The 20,889-nt window shown below is 56.6% G+C and carries 17 protein-coding genes; 5 read left to right on the forward strand and 12 right to left on the reverse strand.

The features are described 5' to 3' along the window. Positions 1-3: 3 nt before the first annotated feature. Both ACMGGX_RS20625 and ACMGGX_RS20630 read right to left on the reverse strand, forming a co-directional pair. A complete protein-coding gene (locus ACMGGX_RS20625) occupies positions 4-279 on the reverse strand; it encodes a hypothetical protein (protein ID WP_420298886.1) in 276 nt (91 codons plus the stop codon). Then, positions 254-775 (reverse strand): DUF2778 domain-containing protein, encoded by a 522-nt coding sequence (locus tag ACMGGX_RS20630; protein WP_420298887.1) that lies wholly within the window; start codon positions 773-775, stop codon positions 254-256. Before ACMGGX_RS20630 ends, ACMGGX_RS20625 begins: the two co-directional genes overlap by 26 nt. Positions 776-1,043: 268 nt before the next feature. Here ACMGGX_RS20630 and ACMGGX_RS20635 point away from each other — a divergent pair, with 268 nt between their 5' ends. After that, positions 1,044-1,583, forward strand: coding sequence for a DUF2058 domain-containing protein (locus ACMGGX_RS20635; protein WP_021242569.1), 540 nt, complete (start codon positions 1,044-1,046; stop codon positions 1,581-1,583). A 7-nt stretch (positions 1,584-1,590) separates the two neighbouring features. On the opposite strand, the gene ACMGGX_RS20640 is transcribed toward ACMGGX_RS20635, so the two are convergent. After that, positions 1,591-2,277: an RluA family pseudouridine synthase gene (locus ACMGGX_RS20640; protein ID WP_420298888.1), complete on the reverse strand. Its 687-nt coding sequence runs from the start codon at positions 2,275-2,277 to the stop codon at positions 1,591-1,593. An 89-nt stretch (positions 2,278-2,366) separates the two neighbouring features. Next, complete coding sequence (gene azoR, locus ACMGGX_RS20645) at positions 2,367-2,972, reverse strand: FMN-dependent NADH-azoreductase (protein WP_008502313.1); 606 nt, start codon at positions 2,970-2,972, stop codon at positions 2,367-2,369. Between the two features lie 205 nt (positions 2,973-3,177). On the opposite strand from azoR, the gene hrpA reads away from it, so the two are divergent. Beyond that, positions 3,178-7,080, forward strand: a complete 3,903-nt coding sequence (gene hrpA, locus ACMGGX_RS20650) for an ATP-dependent RNA helicase HrpA (protein ID WP_420298889.1) — start codon at positions 3,178-3,180, stop codon at positions 7,078-7,080. 42 nt (positions 7,081-7,122) lie between these two features. Here hrpA and ACMGGX_RS20655 read toward each other — a convergent pair whose 3' ends face one another. From ACMGGX_RS20655 to ACMGGX_RS20675, 5 genes are all read right to left on the reverse strand, one after another. After that, entirely contained in the window at positions 7,123-7,782 is a 660-nt protein-coding gene (locus ACMGGX_RS20655; protein WP_252046161.1) for an O-methyltransferase, read from the reverse strand. Positions 7,783-7,884: 102 nt separating this feature from the next. Next, positions 7,885-9,264, reverse strand: coding sequence for an efflux transporter outer membrane subunit (locus ACMGGX_RS20660; protein ID WP_420298890.1), 1,380 nt, complete (start codon positions 9,262-9,264; stop codon positions 7,885-7,887). Continuing rightward, positions 9,261-10,343: an HlyD family secretion protein gene (locus tag ACMGGX_RS20665; RefSeq protein ID WP_420298891.1), complete on the reverse strand. Its 1,083-nt coding sequence runs from the start codon at positions 10,341-10,343 to the stop codon at positions 9,261-9,263. The genes ACMGGX_RS20660 and ACMGGX_RS20665 overlap by 4 nt, the downstream gene beginning before the upstream one ends. Positions 10,344-10,365: 22 nt before the next feature. Beyond that, entirely contained in the window at positions 10,366-12,018 is a 1,653-nt protein-coding gene (locus ACMGGX_RS20670) for an MFS transporter (protein ID WP_205915906.1), read from the reverse strand. 158 nt (positions 12,019-12,176) lie between these two features. Beyond that, a complete protein-coding gene (locus ACMGGX_RS20675; protein ID WP_420298892.1) occupies positions 12,177-13,496 on the reverse strand; it encodes an MFS transporter in 1,320 nt (439 codons plus the stop codon). 389 nt (positions 13,497-13,885) lie between these two features. Between ACMGGX_RS20675 and ACMGGX_RS20680 the strand changes: the two genes are divergently transcribed. Further along, positions 13,886-14,686: a YdcF family protein gene (locus ACMGGX_RS20680; RefSeq protein ID WP_420298893.1), complete on the forward strand. Its 801-nt coding sequence runs from the start codon at positions 13,886-13,888 to the stop codon at positions 14,684-14,686. A 409-nt stretch (positions 14,687-15,095) separates the two neighbouring features. Here the strand turns inward: ACMGGX_RS20680 and gap are convergent, their stop codons facing one another. Continuing rightward, entirely contained in the window at positions 15,096-16,097 is a 1,002-nt protein-coding gene (gene gap / locus ACMGGX_RS20685; protein ID WP_059445538.1) for a type I glyceraldehyde-3-phosphate dehydrogenase, read from the reverse strand. A 189-nt stretch (positions 16,098-16,286) separates the two neighbouring features. On the opposite strand from gap, the gene cybB reads away from it, so the two are divergent. After that, positions 16,287-16,817, forward strand: a complete 531-nt coding sequence (cybB, locus tag ACMGGX_RS20690) for a cytochrome b561 (RefSeq protein ID WP_181593183.1) — start codon at positions 16,287-16,289, stop codon at positions 16,815-16,817. Positions 16,818-16,927: 110 nt separating this feature from the next. On the opposite strand, the gene ACMGGX_RS20695 is transcribed toward cybB, so the two are convergent. Then, positions 16,928-17,995, reverse strand: coding sequence for an oxidoreductase (locus ACMGGX_RS20695; RefSeq protein ID WP_259386676.1), 1,068 nt, complete (start codon positions 17,993-17,995; stop codon positions 16,928-16,930). 13 nt (positions 17,996-18,008) lie between these two features. After that, positions 18,009-18,752: a DeoR/GlpR family DNA-binding transcription regulator gene (locus tag ACMGGX_RS20700; RefSeq protein ID WP_023311644.1), complete on the reverse strand. Its 744-nt coding sequence runs from the start codon at positions 18,750-18,752 to the stop codon at positions 18,009-18,011. A 739-nt stretch (positions 18,753-19,491) separates the two neighbouring features. Here ACMGGX_RS20700 and ACMGGX_RS20705 point away from each other — a divergent pair. Then, the gene (locus ACMGGX_RS20705; RefSeq protein ID WP_420298894.1) at positions 19,492-20,829 is read left to right on the forward strand and encodes a TolC family outer membrane protein; all 1,338 of its coding nucleotides are present in this window, start codon (positions 19,492-19,494) and stop codon (positions 20,827-20,829) included. Positions 20,830-20,889 lie beyond the last annotated feature (60 nt).

Here is a 20,889-nt window from a genome sequence, read left to right on the forward strand (position 1 = left end):
TCGTTATTTCCTTATTTTATTGAATAGCAGAGTTGTTAAGCGATAAATAACCGTGGTGATGGTCAGTACAATTAAAATATCGATATTGGTATAAGTGTCATATATTGTTTCAGCATTCACATCGCCATAAATAAAATCACATATAGATGAGGCCACGTCATGATCAAGATAGCGTTCAGCGGGTCCCAATATGCGGCCTACCATAATGCTGATGCATAGAAACCAGACCGTTTTGAATAGCCTGATGCCCCATTTACGGACAAGTGTTGGTGTAGCCACTTTCAATCACCTCAACCCAGCCGCGTGCCATCAGTGAACGCATACAGGGAACCTGAATAAGTTCCGTACTCATCAGAGCATTGCGGATCAATGCGTAATCAGAATCATGTGCAATCGTGATACATCCCTCAGATAGCGTACCCGGATGCAGCCGAAACAAACCCCGATAGACGTTATCAATCCAGGTGCCATCATCGATTCCCCAGTCATCCTTGTATAAAGCAAACCACTCATCGCGGCCAAATTCTGCCCCGGATCTAACCTTATTCCACCGATCCTGAACCTTCGCTTTTAACCCTGAAAAGAAACCTCCAGTCCCTCTGTCAACAATCCAGTATTTCCCCGGGGGAATTGGACCTGAGCCTTTAACAGCACCACATAATCCATTGTTTCTGTAAATTCCCTGCCCGGAATGCGCCATAAACACGCCAACGCCGTGCAGGTTAAAAGGCGCATAGTCAGCACCGTTAAGCAGCATTGTTCCTTTTAAGGCCATATTTTCTCCTTAGTATTTTAATAAGAGAAAAGTAGCCTACGCCTGATATGGATACAGATAATCAACTCACATCATATTTCTGCGCTGCTGCTTTATTTTAAGAAAATGACCTGACAATTTTTAATCACTCTTGCGGCTATACCATTCGTAAACGCTGAATAAATAATAAACAAGGCTCAGGCTACAAAGCGCCATGCTTACTTCTCTGGCACACTCTCTGTAATTCCCGCTATAATCCCCAAAATTTCCAACCGGTTTAGAAACAATCATGACAAAACTCACCTTACAAGAGCAGATGCTGAAAGCGGGCTTAGTCAGCAGCAAAAAAGCGGCGAAAGTGCAGCGCACGGCAAAGAAATCACGCGTTCAGGCGCGCGAGGCTCGGGAAGCGGTAGAAGAGAACAAGAAAGCGCAGATCGAGCGCGACAAGCTGCTGAGCGAGCAGCAGAAGCAGGCCGTGCTGGCGAAAGAGTTTAAAGCGCAGGTGAAGCAGCTGATTGAGATGAACCGCATCACCGTGGCGAAAGGCAACATCACCTTTAACTTCACCGACGGCAATCTGATCAAAAAAATCGAGGTCGACAAGCAAACTCAGGCTCAGCTGATCAACGGCCGTCTGGCGATTGCTCGTCTGGTCATCAACGCCAGCGGCGACTGTGAATACGCGATTATTCCGGCGGTGGTGGCCGATAAAATTGCCCAGCGCGATGCCGACAGCATCGTCTTAAACAGCGCGCTTAGCCAGGAAGAGCAGGACGAAGACGATCCGTATGCGGACTTCAAAATCCCTGACGATTTGATGTGGTAAACCGCATTCAGAACGGGGCGGCGTGACGGGCATTAACCGGCTCTCCGCTCACGGGATGAATAAAATTCAACTCGCTTGCATGCAGCATCAGCCGGGGCGTTTCCTCAGCCCCCGGCGCTTCAAGACCGCCATACAGATCGCAGCCCAGAATCGGGTGCCCCAGCTGCTGGCAGTGAATACGCAGCTGATGGGTTCGCCCGGTCTCCGGCGTCAGTATCACCCGCGTTAACGGCAGTCCCGTACCCTGATAAAAACGTTCCACGACCCGATAGCGGGAGCGGGCGGGTTTTCCGTTGATGGCGCAAATCGACATCAGCGGGAACAGCGCCGGGTCTTTGGCAATCGGTGCGTCTATTATTCCCTCATCGTTTTCCACATGGCCGCAAAGCAGGGCGCTGTAGACCTTCTCCACGCTGCGCTGGCTGAACTGCTGGCACAGCGCCGCGTTGATGGCCTTATTGCGCGCAACTACCATCAGCCCGGACGTGCCGAAATCCAGACGGTGTACCAGCGTGCAGCCGGGGAACGTCTGGACCAGACGATAATGGACGGAATCAAGGTTTTGCGGATTTTTGCCCGAGAGGCTGAGCAGACCGGAAGGCTTATCGATCAGCAGCAGATGTTCATCCTGACAGAGGATCTGAATATCGTCGTGACACGGTGGGGCAATAAAAGAATCAATAATCGCAGACATCAGGCCGCCCGGCTGGAGAGTGGGAGCGGATGATAACGAAATGCGGGGAAAAGAAAAACCCTCCCACCAGGCGGCGAGAGGGTGAAGTCTTAGGCTGCTACCAGGCTGTCGATAGCGGCTTTCGCATCGGTCTGCGCTTTGGTCGCCACTTCCGGACCGTAAGCGATACCTTCAGCGAACACGAAGTTCACGTCAGTGATGCCGATGAAGCCCAGGAACAGGCTCAGGTACGGCGCAACCAGGTCGGTTGGGGTGTCTTTATGGATACCGCCACGGCTGGTCAGTACGATCGCACGTTTACCTTTCACCAGACCTTCAGGGCCGTTCTCGGTGTAACGGAAGGTTACGCCAGCGCGCGCCACCAGGTCGAAGTAGTTCTTCAGCTGGGTAGGGATGTTGAAGTTGTACATTGGTGCGTTGATGACGATAACGTCGTGCGCCTGCAGCTCAGCAATCAGCTCGTCGGACAGGGCCAGGGCTTCCTGCTGACGTGGAGACAGCGGTGCATCGCTTGGGCGCAGCGCGCCAACCAGCTCGCCGTCCAGCACAGGAATTGGGTTTGCAGCCAGGTCACGCACGGTGATTTCGTCAGCGGAATGCTGTTCACGCCACTGTTCAACGAAGTAATCAGACAGCTGACCAGACTGAGAGTACCCTGCCAGAATACTGGATTTCAAAACTAATACTTTGCTCATGGGTGATTCCTGTTGTTGCATTTGATTGAAGGGGGTTGCCCCGTTGCTTGTTGACACTCTATTCACAATCCTGCCACAGAGATAGCGCAATATATCGAAGCCTATGTTCGAATTTTTTGAATAAGGCGCGAAAGGCGTCGATGTGGTACTCTATAGCAATCATTAAAAAGAGAGTTTATCAGGGCGTGTACTGCCCTTTAACGCTATGACAGAACAACAAAAATTAACCTTCCCGATGCTCCTGCAACAGCTTGATTCTCTAATGCTGCGCGATAAACAGCGCTTTGCCCGCCGTCTGCACGGCGTGAAGAAGGTTAAAAATCCTGATGCACAACAGGCCATTTACCAGGAGATGGCGAAAGAGATTGAACAGGCGGCAGGGAAAGTTGTGCTGCGCGAAGCCGCACGTCCGGTAGTTACCTACCCGGAAAACCTGCCCGTCAGCCAGAAAAAACAGGACATCCTTGAGGCGGTCCGCGACCACCAGGTGGTGATTGTGGCGGGGGAAACCGGCTCGGGGAAAACCACCCAGCTGCCGAAAATCTGTATGGAGCTGGGACGCGGGCTAAAAGGGCTGATAGGCCACACCCAGCCGCGTCGACTGGCGGCGCGCACCGTGGCGAACCGTATTGCCGAAGAGCTGCAGACGGAGCCGGGCGGCTGCATCGGTTACAAGGTGCGATTCAGCGACCACGTTAGCGATAACACCATGGTCAAGCTCATGACCGACGGTATTCTGCTGGCGGAAATCCAGCAGGATCGCCTGCTGATGCAGTACGACACCATCATCATTGACGAAGCGCACGAGCGCAGCCTGAACATCGACTTCCTGCTCGGCTACCTGAAAGAGCTGCTGCCGCGTCGCCCGGATCTGAAAATCATCATCACCTCCGCGACCATCGACCCTGAGCGCTTCTCAAAGCATTTCAACAATGCGCCGATTATCGAGGTGTCAGGACGCACGTATCCGGTTGAAGTACGCTATCGCCCGATTGTGGAAGAGGCGGACGATACCGAGCGTGACCAGCTGCAGGCCATCTTCGACGCCGTTGACGAGCTGGGCAACGAAAGCGCGGGCGACATCCTGATCTTCATGAGCGGCGAGCGCGAAATCCGCGATACCGCCGATGCGCTCAGCAAGCGCGACCTGCGCCACACGGAGATCCTGCCGCTTTACGCGCGCCTGTCAAACAGCGAGCAGAACCGCGTATTCCAGCCGCACGGCGGGCGACGTATCGTTCTGGCGACCAACGTGGCGGAAACCTCGCTGACCGTGCCGGGAATTAAATACGTTATCGACCCGGGCACGGCGCGCATCAGCCGCTACAGCTACCGCACGAAGGTTCAGCGGCTGCCGATTGAGCCGGTCTCCCAGGCGTCCGCTAACCAGCGTAAGGGCCGCTGCGGCCGCGTGTCGGAAGGGATCTGTATTCGTCTCTATTCCGAAGATGATTTCCTGTCGCGCCCGGAGTTTACCGACCCGGAAATTCTGCGCACCAACCTGGCGTCCGTTATCCTGCAGATGACCGCGCTGGGGCTGGGCGACATCGCCGCGTTCCCGTTCGTCGAAGCGCCGGATAAACGCAACATTCAGGACGGCGTGCGTCTGCTGGAAGAGCTCGGCGCCATTACCACCGACGAGCAGGCGACGGTCTACAAGCTGACGCCGCTGGGCCGCCAGCTCAGCCAGCTGCCGGTGGATCCGCGCCTGGCGCGCATGGTGCTGGAAGCGCAAAAGCACGGCTGCGTGCGCGAGGCGATGATCATTACCTCGGCGCTCTCCATTCAGGACCCGCGCGAGCGTCCGATGGACAAACAGCAGGCGTCTGACGAAAAGCACCGTCGCTTCCACGACAAAGAGTCCGACTTCCTCGCCTTCGTAAACCTGTGGAACTATCTCGGCGAGCAGCAGAAAGCGCTCTCCTCGAACCAGTTCCGCCGCCAGTGCCGCGTGGATTTCCTCAACTACCTGCGCGTGCGCGAGTGGCAGGATATCTACACCCAGCTGCGTCAGGTGGTGAAAGAGCTGGGCATTCCGGTCAACAGCGAGCCTGCGGAGTACCGCGAGATTCATATCGCGCTGCTGACCGGCCTGCTGTCCCACATTGGGATGAAGGACGCCGAAAAGCAGGAGTATACCGGCGCGCGCAACGCCCGTTTCTCCATCTTCCCGGGTTCCGGCCTGTTCAAAAAGCCACCGAAGTGGACCATGGTCGCCGAGCTGGTGGAAACCAGCCGCCTGTGGGGGCGCATTGCCGCGCGTATACAACCGGAATGGGTCGAGCCGGTGGCTCAGCACCTGCTGAAACGCTCGTACAGCGAACCGCACTGGGAGCGCGCGCAGGGCGCGGTGATGGCGACCGAGAAGGTGACCGTTTACGGCCTGCCGGTGGTTGCCGCGCGGAAGGTCAACTACAGCCAGATTGACCCGGCGCTCAGCCGCGAGCTGTTTATCCGCCACGCGCTGGTGGAGGGCGACTGGCAGACGCGCCACGCCTTCTTCCGCGAAAACCTGAAGCTGCGCGCGGAAGTGGAGGAGCTTGAGCACAAGTCCCGCCGCCGCGACATTCTGGTGGACGATGAGGCGCTGTTTGAGTTTTACGACCAGCGCATCAGCCACGATGTTATCTCCGCTCGCCACTTCGACAGCTGGTGGAAGAAGGCCAGCAAAGAGACGCCGGACCTGCTCAACTTCGAAAAGAGCATGCTGATTAAAGAGGGAGCGGAGTCGGTCAGCAAGCTCGACTACCCGAACTTCTGGCATCAGGGCAACCTCAAGCTGCGTCTGACGTATCAGTTTGAACCGGGTGCCGACGCGGACGGCGTGACCGTTCATATTCCGCTGCCGCTGCTAAACCAGGTCGATGAGGGCGGGTTTGAGTGGCAAATCCCCGGCCTGCGCCGCGAGCTGGTGATTGCGCTGATCAAATCCCTGCCGAAACCGGTGCGGCGTAACTTTGTGCCTGCGCCAAACTATGCGGAAGCCTTTTTAGGCCGCGTCACGCCGCTGGAGCTGCCGCTGCTGGACGCGCTGGAGCGTGAATTCCGCCGCATGACCGGCACCACCATCGACCGCGAAGACTGGAACTGGGATCAGGTGCCCGAACACCTGAAAATCAGCTTCCGCGTGGTGGATGATAAAAACAAAAAGCTGCTGGAAGGGCGTTCGCTGAGCGAGCTGAAAGAGGCGCTGAAAGGCAAAGTTCAGGAGACGCTGTCTGCGGTGGCGGACGACGGTATCGAGCAGAGCGGGCTGCATATCTGGAGCTTTGGTCAGCTTCCGGAAAGCTACGAACAGAAGCGCGGTAACTATAAGGTCAAAGCCTGGCCGGCGCTGGTGGACGAGCGCGACAGCGTGGCGATCAAACTGTTTGATAATCCGCAGGAACAGCAGCAGATGATGTGGCGCGGGCTGCGTCGCCTGCTGCTGCTCAACATCCCGTCGCCGATCAAGTATCTGCACGAGAAGCTGCCGAACAAGGCCAAGCTTGGGCTGTACTTTAACCCGTACGGCAAGGTGCTGGATCTGATTGACGACTGCATCTCCTGCGGCGTGGACAAGCTGATCCACGAGGCGGGCGGTCCGGTCTGGACGGAAGAGGGCTTTGCTCAGCTCCATGAAAAGGTGCGCGCGGAGCTGAACGACACCGTGGTGGAGATTGCCAAACAGGTCGAGCAGATCCTTACCGCCGTGTTTAATATCAACAAGCGCCTGAAGGGGCGCGTGGATATGACCATGGCGCTGGGGCTCTCGGACGTGAAGGCGCAGATGGCGGGGCTGGTCTATCGCGGCTTCGTGACCGGCAACGGCTTTAAGCGTCTGGGCGATACGCTGCGCTATCTTCAGGCGATTCAAAAACGTCTGGAAAAAATGGCTATCGACCCGCACCGCGATCGCGCGCAGATGCTGAAAGTGGAGAGCGTGCAGCAGGCGTGGCAGCAGTGGCTAAACAAGCTGCCGCCGGCGCGGCGCGACGATGAAGACGTTCAGGCGATCCGGTGGATGATAGAGGAGCTGCGCGTCAGCTTCTTTGCCCAGCAGCTCGGTACGCCGTATCCGATTTCGGATAAGCGTATTCTGCAGGCGATGGAGCAGATTTCCGCTTAAAACCCGGTTTTCTCCCTCTCCCTGTGGGAGAGGGTATCATTTTCACCCGTTCACGATTGCTAGCGTAAACCCATCCCATCCCTTAACCCCCACCGTTTGCAGCGCGGTGGCGGTTAGGCGCGGGTTATCCCCAATCATCTCGATAAAACGCCGCACACCCAGCACGCGCGCGTCGTCGCTTTGCCCGTTAATCACTTCGCCATCGCGCACCACGTTATCGCCAATGATTATCGTGCCGGGACGTGAATAGTGCAGCGCCCACTCCAGATAGCCGGGATTGTTTGGCTTATCGGCATCGATAAAGATCAGGTCGAACGCCGGAACGTCACCGAAATTCTCCAGCGAGCTCAGCGCCGGGCCTTCAATCAGTTCAATGCGATCGTTCAGCCCCGCGAGGTGAATATTCTGGCGGGCCACATCGGCATGCGTCGGGTCAGCCTCGAGCGTAATCAGCTTTCCGTCCGGCGGCAGGGCGCGCGCCATCCAGATTGAGCTATAGGCGCCCAGCGTACCGATCTCAAGAATGCGTCTTGCCTGGGTCATGCGCACGAACAGCGCCAGCAGCTGCCCCTGATTGGCCGCAACATCGTGTTCGGGTAGCCCGGCGCGATTGTTGTTTTCCAGTACCTGACTCAGCACGTCATCGCCAGGGATCAGCGAAGAAATCATGTAATTATCTACTGCAGACCACTGTTGTTGCATAGATTGACTCCTTGGGAAGGATTGCCGGGTGGCGGCTACGCCTTACCCGGCCTACGGGTGCGAAATGTAGGCCCGGTAAGCGAAGCGCCACCGGGCAGGTTTTCAGGCACTGCCCCAGCCGCCGCCCAGCGCCCTGTACAAATCGATCTGCGCCAGCAGCAGGTTATTTTTCACCTGCACCACGCTGGTCTGCACCGAGTACAGCGTGCGCTGCGCGTCCAGCACGTCCAGATAGGAGGAGTAGCCGTTGCGATTGCGGTTCTGCGCAATGCGCAGCGTCTCCTGCGCCACCTCCTGCTGGGCAAGCAGCTCGGTCAGCTGTTCCTGATAGCGCGTAATAGCATCTAGGCTGTTGTTCACTTCGGCAAACGCGTTGCGCACGGTTTTTTCATAGGCGTACAGCGCCTGGTTACGCTGGGACTGGGAAATATCCACCTGCGCATTCAGCGCCTGGCGGTTCAGCAGCGGGGCGAGAATACTGCCCCCGACGCTCCAGAGCTGAAGCGGGTTGTCCAGCAGGCCGGACAGGGTGCGATCCTGGACCGATCCGGTCGCGGTCAGGTTGATCGACGGCAGCAGGCTCGCGCGCGACGCGGCAAGCGAGGCGTCTGCCGCAACCAGCTGGCGTTCGGCCTGAACGATATCCGGCCGACGGTTCAGGAGCGTAGAAGGCAGCTGTGACGGCAGCGTCAGCGGCGTTAGCGTCTCAAAGCTCTCGCTGCGCGCTACCGCGCCGGGATTGCTTCCAAGCAGCAGGCTGAGGGCGTTCTCCTGCTGTGCAATCTGATGCTGCAGCACGGGAACCTGCGCTCGCGTCGAGCGAAGTTCGGAATCCGACTGCATCAGCTCCAGACGCGAGCTGTAGCCCGTCTCAAACTGACGTTTCGCGAGGTTAAATGCCTCTTCGCGTGATTTCAGCGTGGATTCGGTCACGCGCAGCTGTTCGTCAAGCGAGAGCAGGGTGACGTACCCGGACGCAACGGAAGACGCGACGGTCAAATCCGCGGCGGCAGCGGCGGCTTTTTGCGCCTCCAGCGAGGCTTCGGCGGCATTGGCCGTGCTGCGGTTGACGCCCCAGATATCCACGTCATAGCTTGCCGTCAGGCTACCTCTGTACAGCGTGCCGTAGACCAGCAGCCCGGTCGCGGCGGATTGCGAACGGGCGCGCGTCCCCGTTACGCCCGCGTCAAGCGACGGAAACAGGCTGCCGTCAGCAGCAAAGACTCGCGCCTGATACTCGCTAATCCGTTCGCGGGCGATCAGCACGTCGCTGTTGTTCTTTAGCGCCCGATCCACGTAGCGGTTGAGGTTGTTGTCGTGAAAATTGCGCCACCAGAGCTGCTCCGCCGGGCTGGCAGGGCCGGCGTCAGCGCGCCACTGCGCAGGGATTTGCAGCGTCGACTGCGCCGGTTTTACGTCAACGGACTGGCATCCGGCCAGCATGACCGCCAGCACCAGACCGGCTATCGGGCGAAGGGTCATTGTTTGCCCTCCCGCGTATCAATGGTCACCTGCACCGACATGCCTGGACGCAGCAGGGCGGACTCCTCAGGCTTGCCGAGCACTTCGATGCGCACCGGAATACGCTGGGCGATTTTAACAAAGTTGCCGGTGGCGTTGTCCGGCGTGATGGCGCTGAACTCCACGCCCGTCGCCGGAGAGATACTCTCCACACGGCCCTTATACGCTTTGTCGTTCAGGGCATCGACGGTGAATTTGACAGGCTGACCAACGCGCAGCTCCGCAAGCTGCGTCTCTTTGATATTAGCGATCACCCAGTGCTGAGGCGGCACAAGGGTGGTGAGATGGGTCCCGGCGGTGACATACGCCCCGAGACGCACGGCAATCTGGCCGAGCTGACCGTCGCGCGGGGCGGTAATTCGGGTGTTTTGCAGGTCAATTTGCGCCAGCTCCAGCGCAGCTTTCGCATTTTCGACATCCGCCTCCAGCGCGCCGCGGTTCACAATTACCGTCTGCAGATCCTGACGCGACATCTCAAGCGAGGCTTTGGCCTGCTCGATGTCGGCGCTGCCCTGGGCCGCGCTGGCCAGCGCCGCGTCGCGTTCGCGAATGGAAAGCGATCCGTCAGCCGTCAAATCCTTCACCCGCTTTAAATCCGCCTGGGTTTTCAGGCTCTGGGCGCGGGCATTTTTCAGCGCCGCGTCGTTTTTGGCGATCGTCGCTTCGGCGCTTTTACGCTGCTGCAGGTTGTTATTGAGCGCGGCAATTTTCATCGCCAGCTGCGCCTCGGCCTGATGCACGCGCTGACGATAGATACGGTCATCAATCTGCAGCAGCAGGTCGCCTTTTTTAACCTGTACAAAGTCCTGAACCTTTACCTCGGTGATATAGCCATTCACCTGGGGGCTGATGAACGTCGTCTGACCGCGCACGTAGGCGTTGTCGGTAAACTGCGCGTGGCGGGTAAACGGCGGCAGCTGCCATGCGTAAAGGATCACCAGCACGCCGACAATACCGATGGCAGCGGCGGTGAAAACGGAAACAATGCGCACATTTTTGCGGGTGTTGGCCTGCTCTTTAGCGGCATCCTGCTGACTCATAAACTCTCCAGAAATATTTCAATTATTTATTGCCGGTGGCGTTCTTAAGCGCCATACGGGCAGTAATGCGCAGGCGCAGCAAGCGCCATAAAATCCAGACCAGCGTGGCGGCAGCGATGCCCGCGGTCAGCAGATAAGTATCGTTGTAAGCCAGAATATTCGCCTCAAGCGTCGTCACCGTTTGCAGCTGCGTTATCGCCTGCGTTCCCAGCAGCGAACTGTCGCCAATCAGGCTCCGGTACATCTGGGTGTAAAGCTGGATACGCTCGTTGACCAGCGGATTGAGCGTGGTGAGCTGGTCCGCCAGCAGGCTGGAGTGATACTTCTCGCGCCAGGTCTGGAAGGTTCCGAGGATCGCGGAGCCCAGCAGGCCGCCGAGGTTCTGACTCATGCCGAACATCACCGAGAAGCTGACCAGGTTGCGCGGGTCGGCGATCACCCCGCCAATGGCGGCCAGCATGGCGGGTGCCAGGAAGAAGGCGCTGCCGAAGCCCAGCAGAAACTGGCTTAGCATCAGCTGATCCGGCCGGGTCAGGTTGTTGGACTGGCTGTCCAGCAGCGAGGCAACAATCATCAGCGCCAGGGAGGTGATAATCGGCCATGCCAGTTTGGTCGGCTTGATGGTGAGACAGCTGGTGACGATCCCGCAGACGATCCCGGCGAAAATGGACCACGCCAGGTGGGTCATCTGCTCGTTCTGCAACCCCACGTACTGCAGCCAGCCGATGACGCCGGTGTTTTGCTCTGCCAGCACGATACGGATCAGCAGCATGATCAGCCCCAGACGGACGATGCTGCCGCTCGACAGCCAGCGGGTGTTCAGCAGCGGGTTGGCGCGGTTATGTTCAAAGACGATGGCGGCCACAATCAGCACCAGCGATAGCGCCAGCGACCAGCCGATCCACGGCGCCTCGAACCACCAGTCAAGGCGGCCCAACGAGAGCACGGCGCAGAGCAGGGCCATTCCGGGGGCCATTAAAAAGAAGGTGATAAAGTCTTTCTTCTCAAAGACCTTGCGCCTGTCGCCCGGCGGCAGTTTTAAGGCTATTACGCAGGCCAGGGAGATCAGCGCCAGCCCGAGCTCGAAGAAATAGAGCCCGCGCCACTCGTCCAGCTGCAGCAGTTCGGTGGAAAACAGGCGGGCCAGAGGGATGGCGAGCGACGACCCGGTAATCCCTATGGTGAGCGCCTTCAGGCGGTGCTTCGCAGGCCAGGCCTGGATCTGATAGTAAATCCCCAGCGAGCTGAGCGCGGCCGCTACCATTCCGTGCGCGGCGCGAACCATCAGCGCCGAGCTGAGATCGTTAACGAACAGGTGGAAAAAAGTCACCAGCACGTAAAGCACCAGAAAACCTTCCGTGAAGGCGCGCAGACCGTACTGCTGGCGGAACTTGACCAGCAGCAGGTTGATAGAGATGTTGGTCATGACGTAGACCGCGGGCAGCCAGGCGATTTCGGTCGACCAGGCCCCGAAGGTCCCCTGCAGGTTTTGCAGGTTGGCGGTCACCACCGCATTTCCCAGCGCTCCCGTCAGGCACACCAGCAGGCCAACGACGCCGTAGGCAATACGTTTTGGGGTAGTGTGCTCGGGTGTGGAAGGCGAACCCAGCAGGGCGGGTTTCTCATGTGGCTGCCACTCGCGAGGAGCATAAGGGTCGCGTTCGGGCAGGCGCATAACGTCGTTTACCTTAGAAATAATTGAATAATTAGCGGGCTAGCGATTCTACGTCTGCCGCAAATGATAATTCAAGTGAATATGATTTACGCATGTTAATCAAATGTAGAAGGGAAGTTTAAGGAAAAAGAGCGGCCCGAAAGTCGGGCCGACAACGATCAGAGATGTTCGGGCTGCGCCTGCAGAGGGGACGCTCGCTTGACGCGGCTGGCGCAGAAAATCGCGATTAGGGAAATGGCTACCGTGACGGCAAGATACCAGGCCACCGGAACCCAGTCGCCGTCATATTTCGCCAGCAGTCCGGTGGCAATCAGAGGCGCGGTACCGCCTGCCAGCGCGGCACCCAGCTGATAACCGAGCGTAATGCCGGTGTAGCGTACGTTTGCACTAAAAATTTCAGAGCACAGCGTGCCGAGCACCGCCGTTACCGGTGCCCACAGCACGCCAAAGGCGATGACCGTCGCAAGCACAATGCCCCAGGTTGTTCCGGTATTGAGCAGAATAAACCACGGCACGATAAACAAACCCAGGATGAAGACGCTCGCGGCATACATGCGTTGACGGCCAATTTTATCCGAGAGCAGCCCCATTAACGGGATCATCACCGTGGCCACCAGGGCTCCCAGCGTCACGGCTTCCAGCGCCTGAGATTTTTGATACGTCAGCGTCGTGGTGGCATAGCTCACGACAAACGTCGAGAAGATATAGAACGGCGCGGTTTCTACCACCTTCAGACCGGCGGCAATCAGCACTTCGCGCCAGTGGTGTTTCAGAGTATCGCGCAGAGGCGCTTTCGCCACCTGGCCCGATTGTTTTACCTTCTTGAAATCAGGCGTCTCGTCGATGTCCTTACGGATCCACAGGCCGAGCAACACCAGAACCGAACTCAGCAGGAATGGGATGCGCCAGCCCCAGGAGAGGAAGTCCTCCTCGCTGAACAGGGTCATCAGCGAGACGATAAAGGTCGCCATCAGCATGCCGATGGTGACGCCCGCCTGCGGAATACTGCCGAAGAAGCCTTTACGTTTTTCGGGCGCGTATTCGTAGGCGAGCAGCAGCGCTCCGCCCCATTCGCCGCCTATACCCATCCCCTGAATGATACGCATCAGGATCAGCAGAGCGGGCGCCCACAGGCCAATCATTTCATACGTGGGCAGCAGACCGATCATCACGGTTGCACCTCCCATCAGAGAGAGGGTAAGAACGAGGGTTTTTTTACGTCCGATGCGGTCGCCGATATGGGCGAAAAGTACCCCGCCAATGGGGCGAATGAAAAAGGTTAATGAGAAAGAGAGATAAGAGAGGATGAGCCCAATCACCGGGTCGACCATCGGGAAAAAGATCTTATTGAAGACCAGCGCGGCCGCCGTACCGTAGAGAAAATAGTCAAACCATTCAATGGCGCTCCCGGTAAGGCTGGCGATTAACACCTTCTTATTTTTTCGTAATACCGTCGTCGTACTTTCATGTTCTGTCATGACCTGAAACCCCGCCACGTTGATGATGTATGAGGTGTCACCTGGCGCGCTTCAGGTGCAACCTGTGATGATGAAAAAGGTTGTGAAATTGTTAAGCAACTTAGGGTTGGATGTTGTATTTGGCAAGCTAACGGGGGATGAAACTGGTCAGATCACGGTGAAATAAGCAGCGTTGGGTGCTTTTGCAGAGAGCATGTGCAACAGGATGTTTTGTATGATGGAAAACCAAAAGCATAATAGGCAGGTGCAACCCGATTGTTTTTGGATGTTTCTGGTTATTTCAGAAAAATGACAATTTGGGCGATAAAACAACGTCTGGTTTCAGAGCCCGCCTCTGCGTTATCGGTAAGAAGCCGCTAGCCTGAAGAGACATAAATGAGGAGTTCACCATGGTTCAGCCCCATTTTCCCATCCTGCCGGATGCTACGCTGGCGGCCATCAATACTGTCGGTGAATGGCTGGCGCAGGACGACCTGAGCGACAGCCGCCTGCACCCGGACGTCGATGCGGTGATCCTGGCAGGGAACGCGGTGATCCCGACCATTGAGGCGGCCTGCCGTATTGCCGCGCAGAGAGAAATCCCGCTCCTGATTAGCGGCGGTATTGGTCATTCAACCGCGTTTTTATATTCAGCTATCGGCAGTCATCCGCGTTATCACACCTTACAGGTCGAAGGGCGGGCCGAAGCGAGCATTCTTGCCGACATTGCGCGGGAGTTCTGGCAGATCCCCGATGCGCGCCTGTGGATTGAGGATCGCTCCACCAATTGCGGTGAGAACGCGCGTTTTAGCTGGAATATGCTGAAACAGCATCAGCGCGCGACCGGGCGGATGCTGGTGGTGCAGGACCCGACGATGCAGCGCCGAACGATGGCGACGTTTGCCCGCGTTTGTCGGGATGAGCCCGTATCACCGCAGTGGATAAGCCATCCCGGGTTTACGCCAGCGCTGCACAACGGCAAAGAGGGCGTGGAGTTTAGCGCGGGCAATAGCGGACTGTGGCCCGTTGACCGCTACCTGTCACTGGTTTTGGGGGAGCTGCCGCGTTTGTATGATGACGTTAACGGCTATGGCCCGGCCGGGCGGGATTTTATCACGCACGTTGAATTGCCAGATGCGGTGATTGCCGCATGGAAAAAGCTGCAGCAGGATCCGGTTCTCGCGGATGCGTTGTCCAGGCGCTCGATTTAAGGGTGTAATCAGAAGCGATAACAACCGCTTCAGAATAACCTTTGGCTTACAGCAATGTCCTGGTCCGGCTGTATATCGCCGAAGCGTTTCCGTAAGGCCGGGGCGAGGCGCAGGGATGCGCCGAGAGGGCGTGGCCTGCAGGGATGCAGGCTCATGCCCGACCCGATAGCCTGAAGGAATAAGCTGAGGGGACCGCGAAGCGGCGATTTACCGCCGGGAGCCCGGGTTGCCAGGGTGGTGGCGATTGAGCCACCCTGGCACGTTCACCGGTTATGTCGTTAAAGAGTAGCAAGGAACATAAAGTGAACGGTATGACCACCACACCCGTATGTTCCCCTCACCCTAACCCTCTCCCACAGGGAGAGGGGATGCTTCACTGCTCATATTAGCCCTGAATAAAGGCATAGAATTACAGCGCCGCAAACTTATCCAGCGTCCGCACCAGCTGCGTCACGAAACCGTACTCGTTGTCATACCACGCTACCGCTTTCACCAGCTGTAGCTCTCCCGCTTCTGACACCTCCGTCTGCGTGGCGTCAAACACCGAACCGTAATGCGAGCCAATCACATCGGACGAGACAATCTCTTCGTCGGTATACCCGAACGATTTATTGCCCTGCGTCGCTTTTTTCAGCGCGGCGTTGATCTCCTCAACGGTGACTTTCTTGCCCAGAATAGCCACCAGCTCGGTGACCGAACCCGTTTTTACCGGCACGCGCTGCGCGTGGCCTTTCAGCTTGCCGCTGAGCGCCGGGATCACCAGACCGATAGCCTTTGCGGCACCGGTGGTGTGGGGAATGATATTCTCTGCCGCCGCCCGCGAGGCGCGAAGGTCTTTTCCGCGCGGGCCATCCACCAGCGCCTGCGTACCGGTATAAGCATGAATGGTGGTCATGGTGCCCACTTTTATTTCAAACGCATCGTTCAGGGCCTTCGCAAGCGGGGCGAGGCAGTTGGTGGTGCAGGATGCGACGGAAATAATGGTGTCACTGGCGTCAATGGTGTCGTCATTCACGCTGTAGACGATGGTTTTCATCTCGCCCGCGGGCGCAGAGATCAGCACTTTCTTCGCGCCGGCGTCCAGGTGCGCCCGTGATTTCTCTTCAGAGGTATAAAAGCCGGTGCACTCCACGACGATATCCACGCCTGCGGTTTTCCACGGAATGTGCTTCGCCTCTTTTTCGGCGTACACCGCAATGGTTTTTCCGTCCACAATCAGCGCATCCTCGGTGAAATCCACGCTCCACGGGAAGCCGCCGTAGTTGGAATCATGTCTGAGCAGGTAGGCCAGCACTTTCGGTGAGGTGAGGTCGTTGATGGCGACGACGGTATTGCTGTCCTGGGTTTCAAGAAGGCGACGCAGTACAAGGCGCCCAATGCGTCCAAAGCCGTTAATGCCAATTTTACTCATGGTGTTCTCCTGTAAACGTGTCGATGCGACAGTTTGAACTCATCCAGGCTTAGACCATCACGGGCAGGGCGGCAATTGAAGATGCTTCATGCGGAAGGAAGTATTTGAAAAACCATACAGAAAAGTTAATGAATTTTTAAGGAAAGGAGATTATGTTGGCGCGGTAACTGTTTTTAATCGGGAAATCACATGCGCACTAAATATACAAGCCTGCAAATCGGCATCCACTGGCTGGTGTTTCTGTTAATCATCGTCGCCTACTGCGCCATGGAGTTCAAAGGTTTCTTCCCGCGCACCGCGCGTCCAGCGATCAATATGATCCACGTCTCGTGCGGTATCAGTATCCTGGTGCTGATGGTGACCCGTCTGCTGGTTCGCCTGAAATTCCGCGCGCCGCCGATTCAGCCGAAGCCAAAAGCGATGGTAACGGGGATGTCCCATCTTGGCCACCTGGTGGTGTATCTGCTGTTTATTGCGCTGCCGCTGATTGGCATTGTGATGATGTATAACCGGGGCAGCGACTGGTTTGCGTTTGGCATGGCGATGCCGCATGCGGCGGAGTCAAATTTTGACCTGGTTGATGTGCTGAAAGAATGGCACGAAACGCTGGCGAACCTGGGCTATTTTGTGATTGGCCTGCACGCGGCGGCGGCGCTGATGCATCACTATTTCTGGAAAGATAATACTCTTCTGCGCATGATGCCGAAAAAGCGTCAGTAGTGCTGAAACATTGTCGCCGCCTTTCTTGCCCGGCGGCGCTTCGCTTGCACGGGCCTACAAACGGCTCTGAATCGTAGGCCGGGTAAGCGCAGCGCCACCCGGCTTGTTTTTTAACCCAGCAGCGCACGCTCTTCAGCAGTTAGCGCCAGCGGCTGCGTTGACCCCGTCTCCGACGACTTCACCGCCGCTTCCAGCACGGCCATGACCGCCAGTGCTTCGACAGGGTGGACAGGGTTGGTGATTTTCCCGAGCAGCGCATCACGTACGTTGACGTAATACTGGCGCTGATCGCCTTTCGGGGTAGGGATCGTCTGCGGTGCGCCGTCGGCCCCAAAGAACACCATGCTGTCGCCGTCTTCGCCCCAGGTTTCACTGCCGGGGATCACCCCTGCGAGCAGCTGCGCTTCCTGCTGGTCGATTCTGGCTTTCACCACGCTGCCCTTGTCCCCGTGGACGGTAAAGCGTGCCGTACCGCCAGCAACCAGCATGCTGGCGTGCAGAATGACCTTATGCTCCGGGTAGTTTAAGACCACGTGCGCCCAGTCGTTAATTTCTGCGCCGTCGCGCAGCGTCGCGATATTCCCCTGAACCGACTCCGGCAGGCCAAAGAGCTGTAGCGTCTGGTCAATCAGGTGAGGGCCCAGATCAAACCACAGACCACTCCCGGGGACGTTCTGCTCGCGCCAGCGCACGCGCACTTCCGGGCGGAAGCGGTCAATGTGCGATTCCAGGTGTTTAACCTTGCCGAGCGTGCCTTGTTCAATAATCTGCTTAATGCCGAGGAAATCGCTGTCCCAGCGGCGGTTGTGGAAGACGGAGAGCAGCAGCTGCTTTTCATCCGCCAGCGCAATCAGGTCGCGGGCTTCCTGCATGTCGAGGGTAAAAGGCTTATCCACGACCACGTGTTTACCCGAGTTCAGGGCCAGCGTCGCAAGCGGGGCGTGCGTGGCGTTGGGGGAGGCAATCACCACCAGATCGATATCAGGATGCTGAATGGCTTCTTCCGGTGTCGCCACCACCTGTACGTCCGGCAGATCGCGTTTAACCTTCTCTTCATCACGAGAAGAGACCACGGCCAGCTTAATCCCGTCCACCGACTGGATCAGCGGGGCATGGAAGGTTTTACCGACAAATCCATACCCGATCAGCGCAATGTTGATTGTTTGAACTTTACTCATGACCTTCTCCACGTTAATTCGCGCACACCGTAACCTGCAGTGCGCTATGGTCCCCGAGCTCAGGCCAGGGACGATCTAAAAAGAGTTGTTGAATGCTGGATAACCCGGACACCAGGTACGGCTCGCAGCGGTTAATTTTCAGGTGGTCGGCGACAATCCAGTGCGCGTGGCTTGCGTCCAGCATCGCGCGTTTAACCTCGGCATCCGCTTCTTTACCGGCGCTCAACCCGAGCTCGGCATGAATGGCGCATGCCCCAAGAATGGCGATATCTGCCCGATACCGGGACAGCAAAGACAGCGTGGCGCTGCCGGCAAACAGTCGCTGCTTGTGGTCCCATTTCCCGCCGAGCAGGATCAGCTCAATATCTTCCCGGTCGCTAAAATGCTGGGCGATATCCAGTGAGGGAGTAATGACGGTGAGCGGACCCTGAAGAAAGGTGGCGACGGCCATCACCGTGCTTCCGGCATCCAGAAACAGGGTGGAGCCTGGTGGAACCTGCTGTGCGACCTGTTTACCCAGGCGCTGTTTGGTCTCCGGCAGCAGCGTGTTGCGGCCCTGACGGTTCATGGCGGAGAGGTTGAGCGCGATGGCTCCGCCGTGGTTCTTCTGCGCAAGGCCCTGGTTTTCCAGATCGGTCAGATCCCGACGGATAGTATCCGCTGAAACCTGCAGCTTTTCGGCCAGTTCAGTGATGCTGGCCTGGCCTTGCTCGCTGAGGATATCCAGGACATAGCGTTGACGAGCGGTTTTGTGCATGGGGGTACATTCCTGCAAAATGTCGCAATAGTTTGCATAATACAGCATTTTGACGCAGAGAGAAGGGGGTTGTGGTCATGACGATGTGCAGCGGCGTGATGATTCACATGGGTGATTATTAAAATTTTATTAAGCAGGTATAAGGAAGCCGTTTTGAATGTTAATCGCAATGTTATTGTTATGTTTTATTTAACGATTTGGTTTATACAACCAGTGCACTGCCACTGAGTAGGTTTAAATGCTGTTTAATTAAAATTATGCAGGCATTTATTGCTTTAATTAGTTTTTTAAAGGCGTTTAATTTTAAATGTATCCCATAAGCTACGTAAATTGACACTTCTTTGAAAATCTTTGTGTCTGACCCGCTCTGAAATTAACGCAAAAATGTGCATAGAACGAATTAAGAATTTTCCTTAGATAACAGAGGCTTTATATGTTTCATCTGAAAGGATACTTTTAGAGTTTTGTCCAGAAACCCCATATTTTTTCTTGCTTGTAACACCACATTAACATTGTGGCTGTAGTGGGCTATAACACATTTTGTTATGCTGCTAACCAGTTTAAGAAATAAGTAAATTCTTAATTGAAATAAAGCGCAGGCAGATCTCATCTCCAATGGGAATGGGTGCGGGGATTATTACCTAAAATTCAGCACGGTAGCTAAATAAGATATTTGTCTAATTATCTGTACCTCTTTTTGGGTATTTGCTTGAGTATCACTCAGAGTCAGGGAGATAACATGACGATATTACGAAAGCCTATGTTACACAGATTTACAGCAGCACTGGCATTCATTTCATTAGCCATAAATACGGCTTTCGCCAATAGTAATCAGGTGGGTATTGCCCCGGTGGCAACCACAACCTTAAAAGAAAGTATTCTTTTTGCGATCGATCGCGATCCGTCAATTAGCCAGCAGGCCGCGCAATTAGGTATTGGCCAGGCACAAATAGATGAAGCGCGCAGCGGCTGGATGCCGCAAATATCGTTGAACGGGAGTACAGGGCACAGCCAGACCACCGATTCCAGCGGGTCGCTGAAGAATTCAGCCGCCTGGGGGCTGAGCCTGACGCAGTTGCTGTACGATTTTGGCAAGACCAATAACAGCATCAGCCAGTCCTCCGCCCAGCGCGATAGCTACCGCTATCAGCTGATGGGCACGCTTTCGGACGTGGCGGAAAAAACGGCGCTGAGCTATGTCGAGGTCAAACGCTATTCCGACCTGCTGCAGGCGGCAATAGATAACGTGCAGGCGCTCAAGAACGTCGAGCAGCTGGCAAAGCTGCGCGCAGACGCGGGCGTGAGTTCCACCTCCGATGAGCTTCAGACCCGCACGCGCATTGCCGGCATGCAGGCGACGGTCGCGCAGTATCACGCCGCCTTAAACAGCGCGCGCGCCAGGCTTGCGGTATTAACCGGAATGCAGGCAGAGGCCTATTCGCCGGTGCCCGCGAATCTTGCCGTGGAGCCGGACTCGCTCAACCGCATCGATTATTCCCTGATACCGGCGGTGATGGCCGCGCAGAACATGGAACGCTCGGCTCAGTATGGCGTGGAAACGGCGAAGTCCCAGCACTGGCCGACGTTAAGCCTGAAGGGGGGGCGCACCCGTTATGAATCGGACAACCGTTCCTACTGGGACGACCAGATACAGCTCAATATCGACGCGCCGCTGTATCAGGGGGGCGCGGTTTCCGCGCGCGTTCGGCAGGCGGAAGGCGCGCGGGCCATGGCCTCCTCTCAGGTCGATCAGGCGCGTTTCGATGTCCTGCAAAAAGCCTCCGTCGCGCAGGCTGACTGGACCGGCGCACGGGGACGAATGGAGGCGGGGAAGCAACAGCTGGAAAATGCTCTGCAGGCCCGCGATGTTTATAAAAATGAATACACCCTGAGCAAGCGGAGCATTAACGATCTGCTCAGCGTTGAGCAGGATGTCTGGCAGGCCACATCTGCGAAAATAATCGCTGAGTATGACGGCTGGAGTTCGGCAATTAATTATGCTTCCGCGGTTGATAATTTAATGCCGCTTATTGGAATAGAGAAAAACGCTGCCGCAAAATTACCCGACTTGAGTTAATAAAAGACGCGCAGTGTTGCGCAAAGTAAGACTGAAAATAATGGGTGTTTTTTCCCAGGG

This window comes from Enterobacter sp. BNK-29 (assembly GCF_048684785.1).
Lineage (GTDB): Bacteria > Pseudomonadota > Gammaproteobacteria > Enterobacterales > Enterobacteriaceae > Enterobacter > Enterobacter cloacae_M.